Consider the following 13,020-nt stretch of genomic DNA (forward strand, 5'->3'; position numbering starts at 1 on the left):
AATTGCCTGTTTTATAAGTATATTTATATTCTCATCCGTCCAATATGCAATTGATAACGATGCTAAATACAAGGAGGATTGGAATGAATTTCAGAAAAATATTGACATTTATTATGGTCATTGCAATGTGTGCAAGTATGTTTACATCTGTTGCAGTTGCAAAGCCAGATGATGGAAGGAATATGGACCGGGCCAACATGAGCCCTAACAATACTTCCGTCCCTGATGAACCAGGAAGGAATATGGAAATGAATACGGACAGGGGCAATATGAACCCTGGCAATACTCCAAACCCTGAAGCTTCTGCTCGCGACAAGGCTCTTGACCAGAGGGAGCGGATGAAGAACAATTATGAGAATTCTAGGAATAAACTCCTGAATGTAAAGGACAGGGTCCAAAAGGGACAAATAGCCGCTAATTCCGAAGAGGTATACAATGTATCCAGTGAGTATCTAAATGATACGATTAACTACATGGTAACCCGTCTGTCCGATACAAAAGAAGATTTCGAGGATAAAGGTGTACCAGAGGATTCCATCGACAGAATCGATGGATATATTGTGCAACTTGAAGATCAGCAGGAAAAACTCGAAAATGCCAAAGACCGGAAAGAGCTTGCAGAGATCGCACGGGATGTACGTAAGATATGGCAGAATGCCTCAAAAGATCTCTACAAATTCAGGTCACTCAGCGTTTTGAATGGTGTTGAAAACTATCTTGATAAAGCCGACTCCATTTCCGAGCGTCTTGAATCCGAGATAGAAAACCTCAATGAAAGCGGTGTGGATACCACAGAGGCCGAGCAGATGCTGGACCAGTATAACAGTTTGGTTGAGGATGCATCCGAATTCCGTGAACTGGCTCTGGATGATGAACAAGGTAGCAGTGAATCCCTTGCCTACATGCAACAGTCAGTGAATGCTACACGTCAGGCAAATGATGTGCTCCGTGACATCCTGGAGTTCCTGAAAGATCACAGGCAGGGATTTGCTGATCTTTCAGAAGATACAAATGTCAGTGCACAAGGAAATGGTACAGCTGTGCTGTCCGGTATTTTTAATGTAAGCCTCTCGGCAACAGATGCAAAACTTGTTGTGAAGGACCTGGCAGGTGATGCAACCATAGAGATTGATGGGGAATATGAACGGATCACTCCTGAAGAATCCATGGGTAGGGGTACTCCTGCAGCAGTATACCTTGACTTCACGGGAGATGCTCATATCAACGGCAGCCGTCTTACTATGATGGTATCAGGAGAGAACATCTCCATTGATGCAGAGGGTCAAGGCAGTACGGTGTTTAGCGGGGAAGGTACCTATTCCACGGATTCTGAAACCATGGATTGGGCCGGAACTTATTCTGCGGAAGATGAAGATTCTGTAGATGGGGAAGAAATCGAGATTGAAGTAGAAATTGAGGGCCAGCAATCAGAAGTAAAAATTAAGATCAATGAAACAGAGGATGAGTTTACCCTCAATACCACCGATATGAATGAAATAATGGCCGAGATCGGTAATAGAACCTCATTGACAGATGAACAAATCGAACAGTACATGGAGATTGATGATGGGGAAGATTTTGTAGATGGGGAAGAAATCGAGATTGAAGTAGAAATTGAGGATCAGCAATCAGAAGTAAAAATAAAGTTCAATGAAACCGAGGATGAATTTACCCTCAATACCACCGCTATGAACGAAATCATAGCCGAGATCGGTAACAGAACCTCATTGACAGATGAACAAATCGAACAGTTTATGGAGATCGATGATGGGGAAGACTCGGTAAACAGTACAATGAATGACAATGACGAGGCGGGAGAGGAATGAATCGAATGAAAAGAGCCATTTCATTCATGATAGTCTTGCTCATGTTTTCATCCCTGATGGTATCGGGTTGTACAGACCAGGGTGATTCAGAAATGGAAAATGAAACTGTATCCAAAGATGTTGCAGAAGATATTTTTTCAAAAGAAGGTGCAGCTCTTACAGGTGAGGAGATATCATCATTGGAAGATGACCTCGCAGAACTTGAATCAATGCTTGAAGGGGTGGATAATGAATCCGATATAACTGTGGAGGATATATAAATTATCCTCTTTCTTTTCAAGTTCCGTTTTGTAAATAAAATTAATTGCAAGTAATTTAATGATGGAGGAATAAAGATGAAGAAAATAATATTGTCAGTTTTATTAATGTTCTTGTTAAGTGGTGCAGTTGCTGCACAAACAGAATTGCCTGAAACAGGGATATTGCCTGACAGTCCCTTTTATGGTCCAAAAAAAGTAATAGAACGTGTAGGGAATGTCTTTACATTTGGTGAAGAGGCCAAAGTTGATAGGGCACTGGAACATGCAGAATTAAGATTGGCTGAAGCCGAGGCGATGGCTGATAAAGGAAAGCCCGAATACATAGACGATCTTACTAGGGAATATGAGGAGAATATCAATAAGTCAACCGCAATTGCAGCTTCAGCACAAAATAGTGATGATAAAGAACAATTAGCAGAACGTGTTTCGAATGCAACTTACCAGCATATAGTTGTACTTGACGATTTACAGGAAAGAGTCCCTGAGCAAGCAAAAGAAAAGATTGCTGATGCAAGGGAGAGGTCCATAAGAGGAAATCAGGAAGCATTAAAGGCATTGGCTCAAGAAAACCCGGAGAAATCTGCTGAAATAGCAATGGAAGTTGCAGATAATCGGTTGGAAAAAGCTAACGAATCTGCAGAGAACGGAGATGCAGAAGGAGTTGTTGAAGCATCTGAAGAGTATCAGAAATATGCACGGTTTGGAGAGGAGATATCAGATATTGCACAAGAGGCTGGCAAAGATCCTTCAAAAGCCAATGAGATAGTTGCAAAAGCAACATCATTACACCTAAGTGTTCTCGAAGATGTAAAGCAAAAAGTTCCTGAACAGGCCAGAGCATCGATACAGGATGCAATAGAGCAATCAGAAATGGGCAGAGAGTCTGCTAAAAATGAATTGGAGGAAAGAGGAATATCAGTGCCTAGTATATCAAAAGATATGAACAGATCATCTGGTATTGATGAAGAAGCAGGAAATAATAATGAAGCAGCGAATGGTACTGGATCCAACACTACTGTAGAGGATATCTGACTATCCTCTTTCTTTTTTGAGGGACATTTACTAATAGAATGGTTTAGATAATAAAATATGATGACATCAGGAGATGGTTATGAAAAGCACTAAAAATTATGGAGAGGAAGGTGCACAATACAATCCAGGTGCCGTGCTCCTCATTTTTGCTCTTGTAATCATGTTTCTGTTAGCCCTGTTTTTTGTAGGCATTGTAGGGGTAACCTAAATTATCCAAAATGTTTTTATAGAATTACAAATCATTCTCATTTACTAATATGAGCTTATTTTGACATAATCCGAAGTATGCTCGAGGTATATCATGAAGAACATGCTTAAAACTACAATATTACTTGCGACACTCACTGGTCTGCTGGTAATGGTTGGTTCGTACTGGGGTACAGGGGGAATGCTGGTTGCTTTTGCCTTTGCTATCCTCATGAATTTCGGTACCTACTGGTATAGTGACAAGATTGTGCTTAAAATGTACAAGGCAAAGGAAGTTACAGAAACCGAAGCTCCACAGCTGTACCGGATAGTGCATAATTTAGCTTATAATGCCGGCCTTCCAATGCCGCGAGTTTATATCGTTGAGACATCCATGCCCAATGCTTTTGCTACAGGCAGGAATCCTGAGCATGCTGCCGTGGCAGTGACTACAGGTATTATGAATATTCTGAATTCAGAGGAGATCGAAGGTGTTCTGGCTCATGAACTTGCTCATGTCAGGAATAGGGATACACTGATCAGTGCAATAGCTGCAACAATTGCAGGTGTAATCACCCTGGTTGCCACATGGGCCCAGTGGGCAGCAATATTTGGAGGACTCGGCGGACGTGACGGTGAAGGCAATAATATCATAGGCTTTCTGGCTCTTGTAATCGTTGCTCCCCTTGCAGCCACGATTATACGCCTTGCAATCTCCAGGTCCCGTGAATTTGCAGCGGATTCAGAAGGAGCTCGTATTTCCAAAAACCCCCGGGCTCTTGCAAGTGCTCTTTCTAAACTTGAAAAGGGTACAAGCAATTACAGGCAGAATCCCAGGGATGTAAAGGCATCTGAAAGTACTGCCCATATGTTCATTGTCAATCCTATAAAGAAAAGTACGATTGCCAACCTTTTCCGCACGCATCCCTCTACAGAAGAGCGTGTTAAACGTCTGGAAAATATGCATTAAAAGGTGAGTGATTCCTGTCCCGTTTCGGTCAGGTGCATCACCTTTATCCCCTCTTTTTCAAGTCTTTCTGCAATATGCCTGCGATGGCAGTTGCGCGGATTTTTTTCTGCACACATAAGAGCGATCTTTGTATCGTTGTCTGCACTTCTTTTTATCTGGTATAATAGGTCTGCAAACCCCTTCATGAAGTCTGCACTTTTCATATATTCTATATAAGAACGCTTGCCCCTTCCTCCAAGCAAAGGGTAGTGATAATAGACAATTTCATTCTCTGGGAGTTTCATTTTCAGGTTTTCTGCATTGAATTCCAGACGCTGTGATTGCGGATAACTACGTACATCTATAACGATTTTTACGCTGTTGTCCAGTAATCTATTCAGGAATTCATTAAAAATGCTATTTCCATAACCAATAGTATAGCATATCCGCCGGTCTTCCATAAATACTCTGTTTGATTCCCGGTTTCATTAGTATTTCGATGGGTTGTTATATATGGGTCTATTCAGGTAAGGATTATATATTCATGAAATTCTATTCCTTTGCATCTGGAGAGGATTTGACATGGTTCACAACACGCCCATAGGACGAATAATTAAGGCCGATACGATTAGCGATGCATGGTATCGCGGACTCAATATCATATGGAATCACGGGGAAAATGTAACTGATGAAAGGGGTAGCAAAATCAAGGAATTCATGAATCTTATGGTTGTTATTAATGATCCTTATTCCAATGAGATACCGGCTGACATTTCCTGGAACCAGGAGCGTCTGGATGAATATGCAAAACAGCTGATCACGGGGCAAAATCCTCAGGACTTCGAATATACTTATGGGCAGCGATTACGCAACTGGGATGAGCGAGTGGATCAGATCTCTTATGTAATTGACAAACTCAAAAACAGTAAAACCACTCGCAGGGCAACTGCGGTAACATGGATTCCATATATTGATACTGAAGTTGATGAAGTACCATGTATGATTCTCGATGATTTCAAAGTCCGAAACAATCAAGTTCATATGACCACTCTTTTCCGCAGTCATGATTTCGCAGGAGCCTATCCTGCAAACCTTTACGGTCTTTCACAGCTTCTAAAGTATGTGGCACAGAATGCCGGTTATGATACAGGTACGATTACAACGATCAGTGTATCTGCACATATCTATGAACATGACTGGGATCGCATTGAAAAGATTGTAACAGGAGTGTGCTAAATGAGGGTAAAAATAAGTCGTACCAGTGTGGAGGGTGAAGTTTTTGCACCTCCCTCAAAAAGTTACACGCACAGGGCAATAACCATTGGTTCCCTGTCTGAGAAGTGTGTTGTTCGCAGGCCACTTATTTCGGAAGATACCAAGGCCACGATTCATGCATGTAAAATGCTTGGTGCACAGATTAACGAGGAGAAAGGAGACCTTTTTATTGAGGGAGTGAAGGGCAAACCTCACATTCCTGAAGATGTAATTGATGTGGGTAATTCGGGTACAACACTGCGTTTCATGACTGCTGTGGCATCCCTTGTGGACGGTGTATCGATTCTTACGGGTGACAACTCCCTGCGAACCAGGCCAAACGGACCCCTTATTGAAGTTTTGCATGACCTGGGTGTGGAAGTAATATCCACTTTGAATAATGGTTGTGCTCCCCTTGTAGTAAAAGGGGGATTGAAAGGAGCAATAGCCAAGATAGATGGGTCCATCAGTTCCCAATTCATCTCCGCACTTTTGATAGCATGTCCGCTCACAAGCAAGAGTACTACACTTTCAATAAAGGGTGAGCTTCGTTCAAAACCCTATGTCAATGTCACTCTCGAAATACTGCGTGAAGCCGGAGCTGAAATATTTGAAGATAGTAACCATAATATCAAATTCATCATCCCTCCCAATCAGGATTACAATTTAAGGGATTACCTGGTTCCAGGAGACTTTTCTTCTGCATCATATTTACTGGCCGCTGCCGCAATGACCGGCTCCAGGGTAGTTGTGAAGAACATGTTCCCCTCCCAGCAGGGGGATATGGCTATAATTGGTATACTCAAGCAAATGGGGGCAGGAATATCCTGGGATAAGGATAATGGTCGGGTCACGGTTAACGGACGTGATCTTAAAGGTGTACGGGTGGATGCTGCAGCAACGCCGGACCTTGTGCCAACCATAGCCGTTCTGGGTGCTGTTGCTGAAGGACAAACTGTGATAGAGAATGCCGAGCATGTCAGGTATAAGGAAACTGACAGGCTACATGCCATGGCTGTAGAACTCAAGAAGATGGGTGTTTCTGTGAAGGAAGATCAGGACAAACTGACAATAAAAGGAGGTAAACTTAAAGGAAGTGAACTGCACGGCTGGCATGATCATCGTATCGTAATGGCACTTACGATTGCGGGTATGGTTGCGGGTGATACAACGGTGGATACGGCAGAATCAATATTCATTTCTTATCCCAATTTCTTTGATGATGTCAGATCTCTGGGTGCTGATGTTGTTGTGAATAAACAGTGATTGTGACCATGAGGTATGATGTTGCAGTGGTGGGAGCCGGGCCTGTGGGTTCGGTTGCCGCAAGACATGCTGCTCTACACGGGGCAAAGGTTGCTCTTCTTGAGGAACATGCAACTGTCGGAAGTCCGGTCCAGTGTGCAGGCCTTTTAAGCGTTCGAGCCATGGATGAGTGTGATATAAGTCCCACTGACCCTTCAGTTATTAACAGCGTCAGGGGTGCTTTTGTGCATTCCCCAGGAGGGACCTGCCTTCCGGTAGATGGTGGGCGTACCCGTGCTTTTGTGGTATCACGTAAGATGTTTGACAGGAAACTGGCAGCATTGGCAACGTCTGAAGGTGTGCATATTTTCCTGAATTCAAAAGTTGTTGCAATAGATAACAATTCAGGCTTTAAAAGGTTGCACGTCCAAAGAGCAGGTAAATCTGAGATGATCGAAGCCTCTGTGGTCATAGGTGCAGATGGTGTACGTCATGGTGTGGCTTCCATGGTGGGTCTGCCGGCACCATCACGGATCATGTCCGGAATCCAGTTTGAAGTTCAAATGGAAACGATTCGCCAGGACTTTGTGGAGCTTTTCGTGGGTGCCTGTGCGCCCGGTTTTTTTGCATGGGCAATTCCTTTGTCAGACGGTACTGTAAGGCTTGGACTTGCAACCGATAATCTGGAAAGTCGTGATTCTCTGTCATATCTCTGTGAACTTAAAAGAAATCTTTCAAAAGTAGGGCGTGCAGTAGACGGTATGCTGGATTTTGTAGTGGGAGGCATTCCTATAGGTGTTGCAGACAGGACCTTTTCTGACGGTGTACTGATCTGCGGTGATGCAGCAGGCCAGGTAAAACCAACATCTGGAGGTGGTGTTTATACAGGAGCGGTCTGTGCAAAGATAGCAGGTGAAGTTGCTGCAAAAGCAGCATTTGAAAAAAATACTTCCAAATCCCGGCTGGAAGAATATGAAATTCGCTGGAAACAGGCTCTGGGAAAAGAGCTAAATCTGGGAATGAAAGCGCACGATTTCGTTGGTAATTTGTCAGATGAACAGTTCAATGAATTATTTTCATCCCTGACAGAACCGAATGTCATCTCATTAATTGAAAAGTATGGGGATATGGATCAGCCTTCCATATTATTGCGTAAATTCCTGAACCCTTTAAATTCCAGGCACCTTAAAGGTTTTTTTGTAGTTTTTTTGAAAACCCTGCTGTGAATTCAGTATATACTGACCCCTTTTACACTTTTTATGCTAAGGATTTCATTTACAGTGTCCCCTGATACCTTTGAATCAGTGATGATTGTCATTTTAGCCTGATCGGTAAAATATGGATCATCTGAAACTGCTTGCCTGATACTGATACCGTGGGAGGCGATCACACCTGATACTTCTGAAAGAATACCTACTGTTGCCGCATCCTCAGGTGTAATAATTATTACACCAAGTCCCAGTGCAGGAGCCACATCCCTTAAGAAGGGGATCGAACGCACATTTTCGAATATGTTTCTAAGGGTTTCATCTTCAAGTATTGTGTTGGTAGTTGCATCTACTATCCTACGGTCCACACCTGCCTCTTTTGCGAGTTGGGTATGTGCAATATCTATCTTGCCGGAGGTCACTTTCCCGTCCTCTCTTACCTGAAAACCTCTTTCAAATAAAATTTTTAGTACCTTTTGTTGGGCAGGATGTTTTTCAAACTTTTCAAGTAACATTTTCCACATACAGATCACTATTCATTCAAATTATAAATAGAATTAAGTTCTTTCATAATTTGTTGTCTCTTGCAATGTGTATGTGGTCACTTCTTATTTTGTTTTTCTATGTAGGAAGAAAGACATTTTAAGGATAAAGTCCATCTTAATACAACCTGATTTGATCGGTTAAATGTGCTTTTTACGAATAAACAAATCCCTTTTAGGGGTTATACGCAAATATTTTACAATGTCCAATTGTTAAAAATACGGAATTAAGATTATCATATTTGTGTGGAAGGAGGTATTTTGTGAAGGTATACAAAGATTATGGAGATCTGCCAAAAATCAAGCTTCCTCTTGATCAGGAGGTTTGTATCAGTGATAGTACCATAAGAGATGGAGCCCAAATGCCGGGAATTGTCTTAAAAAGCGGCCACAAGGTTCGAATTTATGACTATCTGCACGAGATCGGCATTGAAAAACTGGAAACGTTCGTTTATAATGAACGAGATCGCAAAGCCATTGAGCTCATGCTTGACAGGGGATATGAAGTACCTGAGGTAACGGGCTGGGCACGTGCAAAAACTGAAGACATAGATCAGGTACTGCAGATTGATGGTCTCAATGAAACCGGGATATTGATGTCTGTCTCAGATGTCCACATTCTGGAAAAGATGGGATTGCCCAGCAGAGAAGCTGCCGAAGAAAGATACCTTGAAGCCCTTCAGTATGCAGTAGACCATGGCCTTGCTACCCGTGCTCATGTGGAAGATATGACCCGTGCAGATAATTATGGTTTTGTTTATCCAATGATTGAGAAGATAATGGAAATTGACCCGGAATGTACCATAAGGATATGTGACACTATCGGCTATGGCATACCTTTTGATGGAGTGGACGAACCCTATGGTATTCCCTCAATTACCAAATATCTCAAAGATGAGATTGGTGTCAAGAACATTGAAAGCCACTGTCATGATGATTTTGGTTTTGGTTTTGCAAATTCTATGGCAGCTTACTGGTATGGTGCCAACTGGTCCAATGTAACATTTATGGGTATAGGTGAAAGGGCCGGAAATGCTGAAATGGAAAAATTACTTTTGTTCTTGAATCAACGTGTGGAAGGCTTTGAGAAATATAATCTGGATATAATAACTGAATTCTCTGAATTCATGCAAAAAGAAATAGGCATACGTGTACCTCGTAATAAAGCCGTGGTTGGTAAGAATGTATTCTCTCACGAGTCAGGTATACATGCTGCTGGAGCTATTAAGAATCCTTTCACATATGAACCATATCCTCCGGAGGTTGTGGGTGGAGAACGTATATTCCTTATCGGTGATTCTTCAGGTACCGAGGTATTGAGGTATAAGATTCAGGAGACCCTGAGGGAATTGCTTGAGGTACAGATCACTGTGGAGAAGAGGGACCCCAGGCTAAAATCCATACAGAAGGATATCCAGGCACTCTATGACAATGAAAAGCGTGTATCCTGTATCTCTGATGAGGAAATTCAGGGTTATGTCGAGAAATACTTCCTGTTTGAACCAGTTGTAGAAAAGAACATGAGCAGGGAAAGCGAGTATTCAGGTGAGTATGTGCCTGATCCGCTTTCAAGAAAGAAGAAGAAGGATGTATAAGGTAATTATTCACCTTATACATATTTACTGTTTTTACTGAATTTTGTTGACAATAGCATCTGTCATTTCACTGAGTTTTGCACTGCCACCCATATCATAAGTTACATATTTGCCTTCGGAAATGACTTCTTCGGTTGCTTTGAAAATAGCATTTGCATTGTCTTTTTCTCCGAGATAGTCAAGCATCCAGGCACCGGCAAGAATTGTTGCAACAGGATTCACTTTATCTTCTCCTGCGTATTTTGGTGCTGAACCGTGTGCAGGTTCAAACATAGCAAAATTATCTCCGATGTTTGCGGAATATATCAGGCCTATACTTCCAATAAGAGCGGAGCATTCTTCGCTGATTACATCCATGAATAGATTAGTGGAAAGTAAGACTTTCTTGTTGAATAGTTGCGGGTTCTTAATAAGTTGCTGGGCTATGTTGTCGATGTGGTATTCCCAGATGTCAATATCGGGATATTGTTTTCCTATATTCTCGACTTCTTCTATGAAAGTCCCGCATGTCTGTTTGAGGATGTTGCTCTTGTGGATTGGAACGACTGTATCATACCCGCGCTTCTTTGCTTCTTCAAAGGCGTACCTGGCAATGTTACGGCAGGCCGGCCGGGTAATCTTACGCAGTGCAATATACACATCATCCGTCAGTTTTACTTCTTCACCTATGTACATTCCTTCCGTTCCTTCACGTACGCAGATAAAGTCAACATCACCAAGGGGTGTATTTGTGTTGGGGAATGTTTTTGTAGGCCGGACATTTGCGTAAAGATTGTATTTCTGCCTGATTGATACTGCGACACTTTTTGGAGAACCTGCACCTCCGGGTGTGGTAGTTGGTCCTTTGAAGCAAGCATGGGAATTTCCCAGAATTTCCCATGTCTTATCAGGGATAAGGGTGCTTCCTCCATTTTCTTCCCACCATGTAGCACCGGCTTCACAGGTTACAAACTCCACATCCGTGCCTGCTGCCTTTGCGACTTTTAACATGGCATCGACAAGTTCCGGCCCGACTCCGTCTCCTTTAATAACTGCTGCAGTTTTACTCATTTTAATCACTTCTGTAGTTGCTTATGTTAATAAGGCTAGGTGTGCCTCTGTAATGGTTCCATCATATATATGCTATCTGCCTGCAGGAATATATTAAAGAGAGATTAAGGTCTTGTCATCTTCTCACTTATTCTTATATCACAGGGAAGCATAATTCCATTTATGCCCTCAAATATTCCTATCACCGATGAACATATCCATATCGATCCCAGGGCAAAGGGAATTGAAGCCGTAAAGCAATTCCGGAATGCAGGGGGAACTCATATGATGGTGGTCTCCAAACCTACCTGGACGCTTGGGGTCGAAGTTGTAAAACCAGAAGATTACCGTATTGTATTTGATGAAACGGTGGATATTGTCCGCCAGATTAATGAAATCGGAGTTGGTGGTTTCCCTGTTCTTGGTGTCCATCCGGCAGAAATCACCAACCTATGTGAAAGAATGGAAGTCGAAAAGGCCGTCTCCCTTATGAAAGCCGGCCTGGAAATTGCGGCTGAATACGTGGATGAAGGCCTTGCTGTGGGTTTGAAAAGCGGACGTCCTCATTATCCTGTTTCGGATGAGGTGTGGCAGGCTTCTAACTCAATAATGTCCCATGCCTTTTCCCTGGGCAAAGACCTGGGATGTGCTGTCCAGCTACATACCGAAAGTGTAGGGGAAGTTGAGCTGGAGGATATTGCCAGCAGGGCAAAGAGTGCTGGTATCCCTCTGGATAAGGTTGTGAAACATTACGCTCCTCCGCTTGTGGATGTCTGTGAATGGATAGGCCTCTATCCCGGTGTACTTGCCGGCAAAGGAGCAATTGAAGAGGCCCTTAAGCAGGGTAGTCGTTTCATGATGGAGACGGATTATATTGATGATCCGCAACGTCCCGGGGCAGTACTGGGGCCAAAAACTATCCCCAGGCGAACCCTGAAACTTGTTGAAACCTATGGGGAAGAAGTTTTCTGGAAGGTTCATAAGGAAAATATCGAAGCTGTGTATGAAGTGGACATTGAAATTTAAAGAGCTGGAAATCGATTTGTACAGTTTACATTAGCAATAATTATCTATATTCTTGTTTGTTATATTCTATCAGGAGATAATTAATGAAATTTCTCATCGATAAATTACCGGAAACTGCAAATGCATTTGCAGACATGCGTGCATCGCTTTTCAAGGACAGCGCTCTGGACACAAAGACAAAAGAATTGATTGCTGTATCCTCATCGGTCCTTATGAGATGTGAAAAATGTGTAGAAATCCATGCATCCCGTGCAAAAGACAATGGTGCAACAGAGGACGAAATAGCAGAAGCAATTGCGGTCTCAATGTTTATTGCCGGAGGTTCACAGTTACACTGGACCCGGAAATATGATCAGATTTTTGAAAATACAAATGAATGAAACCTGAGGTGACAGTTTTATTAAAGTTTAGACTCCGAATCCTTCCTGCAAACATTTTTCTCTGCGGCATCCGGCTGTTAAACGGAGTTCTTCTCTTATTTCAATACAATTTTGCCATAATCCGTGAACATTGCAGTATGCAAGGGCGCAGAACTCTCTGTATTTGCCAAAATATATCAGTCTGAATAATGCATCAGGTGAAGTTCCCGGGGCGAAGTTGACCCTCCGATTTTGATCGTATCCAGCATTTGAGTGCGTGCATACAATTCAATCCATTGAATTTGATGCTGCAGTGAATTTGGATGTTTCACATTTTCCCCGACTACAATATGGATATAATCCTTGCCGCTGTTGTCATAATTTTTGAGCACTTCCATATATGGTATGTGCCTTTCTTCCGACATGGAATCATAATATTTTGTGTCTTCTGCTTTAATGATGTTTTCGAAGTTCATATCTTCAACCGGCTATTCTTATTTATGAAGTAA

General features: G+C 42.4%; 16 protein-coding genes. 11 read left to right on the top strand and 5 right to left on the bottom strand.

The window, feature by feature from the left end; genetic code table 11:
• Nucleotides 1-83: 83 nt before the first annotated feature.
• The 5 genes from MMAH_RS02880 (at nucleotide 84) to htpX (ending at nucleotide 4,274) form a co-directional block, all read left to right on the top strand.
• A complete protein-coding gene (locus tag MMAH_RS02880) occupies nucleotides 84-1,826 on the top strand; it encodes a hypothetical protein (protein WP_013037040.1) in 1,743 nt (580 codons plus the stop codon).
• Nucleotides 1,823-2,086, top strand: coding sequence for a hypothetical protein (locus MMAH_RS02885; RefSeq protein ID WP_013037041.1), 264 nt, complete (start codon nucleotides 1,823-1,825; stop codon nucleotides 2,084-2,086). Before MMAH_RS02880 ends, MMAH_RS02885 begins: the two co-directional genes overlap by 4 nt.
• Nucleotides 2,087-2,161: 75 nt before the next feature.
• A complete protein-coding gene (locus tag MMAH_RS02890) occupies nucleotides 2,162-3,118 on the top strand; it encodes a DUF5667 domain-containing protein (RefSeq protein WP_013037042.1) in 957 nt (318 codons plus the stop codon).
• A 79-nt stretch (nucleotides 3,119-3,197) separates the two neighbouring features.
• On the top strand, nucleotides 3,198-3,326 hold the full coding sequence (locus tag MMAH_RS10730; RefSeq protein ID WP_013037043.1) for a hypothetical protein: 129 nt from the start codon (nucleotides 3,198-3,200) through the stop codon (nucleotides 3,324-3,326).
• Nucleotides 3,327-3,419: 93 nt separating this feature from the next.
• Entirely contained in the window at nucleotides 3,420-4,274 is an 855-nt protein-coding gene (htpX, locus tag MMAH_RS02895) for a zinc metalloprotease HtpX (protein WP_013037044.1), read from the top strand.
• On the opposite strand, the gene MMAH_RS02900 is transcribed toward htpX, so the two are convergent.
• Complete coding sequence (locus MMAH_RS02900) at nucleotides 4,271-4,714, bottom strand: DUF488 domain-containing protein (RefSeq protein ID WP_013037045.1); 444 nt, start codon at nucleotides 4,712-4,714, stop codon at nucleotides 4,271-4,273. The genes htpX and MMAH_RS02900 overlap by 4 nt on opposite strands.
• A gap of 121 nt (nucleotides 4,715-4,835) precedes the next feature.
• Between MMAH_RS02900 and MMAH_RS02905 the strand changes: the two genes are divergently transcribed.
• The 3 genes from MMAH_RS02905 to MMAH_RS02915 are packed head-to-tail and all read left to right on the top strand — an operon-like array spanning nucleotide 4,836 to nucleotide 7,978.
• The gene (locus MMAH_RS02905; protein WP_013037046.1) at nucleotides 4,836-5,489 is read left to right on the top strand and encodes a thymidylate synthase; all 654 of its coding nucleotides are present in this window, start codon (nucleotides 4,836-4,838) and stop codon (nucleotides 5,487-5,489) included.
• The gene (aroA, locus tag MMAH_RS02910; protein WP_013037047.1) at nucleotides 5,490-6,773 is read left to right on the top strand and encodes a 3-phosphoshikimate 1-carboxyvinyltransferase; all 1,284 of its coding nucleotides are present in this window, start codon (nucleotides 5,490-5,492) and stop codon (nucleotides 6,771-6,773) included.
• Nucleotides 6,774-6,781: 8 nt separating this feature from the next.
• Nucleotides 6,782-7,978: an NAD(P)/FAD-dependent oxidoreductase gene (locus MMAH_RS02915; protein ID WP_013037048.1), complete on the top strand. Its 1,197-nt coding sequence runs from the start codon at nucleotides 6,782-6,784 to the stop codon at nucleotides 7,976-7,978.
• Between the two features lie 2 nt (nucleotides 7,979-7,980).
• Here MMAH_RS02915 and MMAH_RS02920 read toward each other — a convergent pair whose 3' ends face one another.
• Nucleotides 7,981-8,484: an amino acid-binding protein gene (locus MMAH_RS02920; protein WP_048902096.1), complete on the bottom strand. Its 504-nt coding sequence runs from the start codon at nucleotides 8,482-8,484 to the stop codon at nucleotides 7,981-7,983.
• Between the two features lie 281 nt (nucleotides 8,485-8,765).
• Here MMAH_RS02920 and MMAH_RS02925 point away from each other — a divergent pair, with 281 nt between their 5' ends.
• Nucleotides 8,766-10,097, top strand: coding sequence for a homocitrate synthase/isopropylmalate synthase family protein (locus tag MMAH_RS02925; protein WP_013037050.1), 1,332 nt, complete (start codon nucleotides 8,766-8,768; stop codon nucleotides 10,095-10,097).
• A gap of 33 nt (nucleotides 10,098-10,130) precedes the next feature.
• On the opposite strand, the gene MMAH_RS02930 is transcribed toward MMAH_RS02925, so the two are convergent.
• Nucleotides 10,131-11,147 carry an isocitrate/isopropylmalate dehydrogenase family protein gene (locus MMAH_RS02930; protein ID WP_013037051.1) on the bottom strand — a complete coding sequence of 339 codons (1,017 nt, stop codon included), beginning with the start codon at nucleotides 11,145-11,147 and terminating at the stop codon, nucleotides 10,131-10,133.
• Between the two features lie 162 nt (nucleotides 11,148-11,309).
• Between MMAH_RS02930 and MMAH_RS02935 the strand changes: the two genes are divergently transcribed.
• Together MMAH_RS02935 and MMAH_RS02940 are read left to right on the top strand one after the other, a co-directional pair.
• The gene (locus MMAH_RS02935; protein WP_013037052.1) at nucleotides 11,310-12,152 is read left to right on the top strand and encodes a TatD family hydrolase; all 843 of its coding nucleotides are present in this window, start codon (nucleotides 11,310-11,312) and stop codon (nucleotides 12,150-12,152) included.
• Nucleotides 12,153-12,235: 83 nt separating this feature from the next.
• Nucleotides 12,236-12,532: a carboxymuconolactone decarboxylase family protein gene (locus MMAH_RS02940; protein WP_013037053.1), complete on the top strand. Its 297-nt coding sequence runs from the start codon at nucleotides 12,236-12,238 to the stop codon at nucleotides 12,530-12,532.
• Nucleotides 12,533-12,559: 27 nt separating this feature from the next.
• On the opposite strand, the gene MMAH_RS10830 is transcribed toward MMAH_RS02940, so the two are convergent.
• Together MMAH_RS10830 and MMAH_RS02945 are read right to left on the bottom strand one after the other, a co-directional pair.
• Entirely contained in the window at nucleotides 12,560-12,799 is a 240-nt protein-coding gene (locus tag MMAH_RS10830; protein ID WP_083774859.1) for a desulfoferrodoxin family protein, read from the bottom strand.
• Nucleotides 12,709-12,987 carry a desulfoferrodoxin family protein gene (locus tag MMAH_RS02945; RefSeq protein WP_013037054.1) on the bottom strand — a complete coding sequence of 93 codons (279 nt, stop codon included), beginning with the start codon at nucleotides 12,985-12,987 and terminating at the stop codon, nucleotides 12,709-12,711. The genes MMAH_RS10830 and MMAH_RS02945 overlap by 91 nt, the downstream gene beginning before the upstream one ends.
• Nucleotides 12,988-13,020: the final 33 nt, after the last annotated feature.

Origin of the sequence: Methanohalophilus mahii DSM 5219, from assembly GCF_000025865.1 — an archaeon.
GTDB classification, from domain to species: domain Archaea; phylum Halobacteriota; class Methanosarcinia; order Methanosarcinales; family Methanosarcinaceae; genus Methanohalophilus; species Methanohalophilus mahii.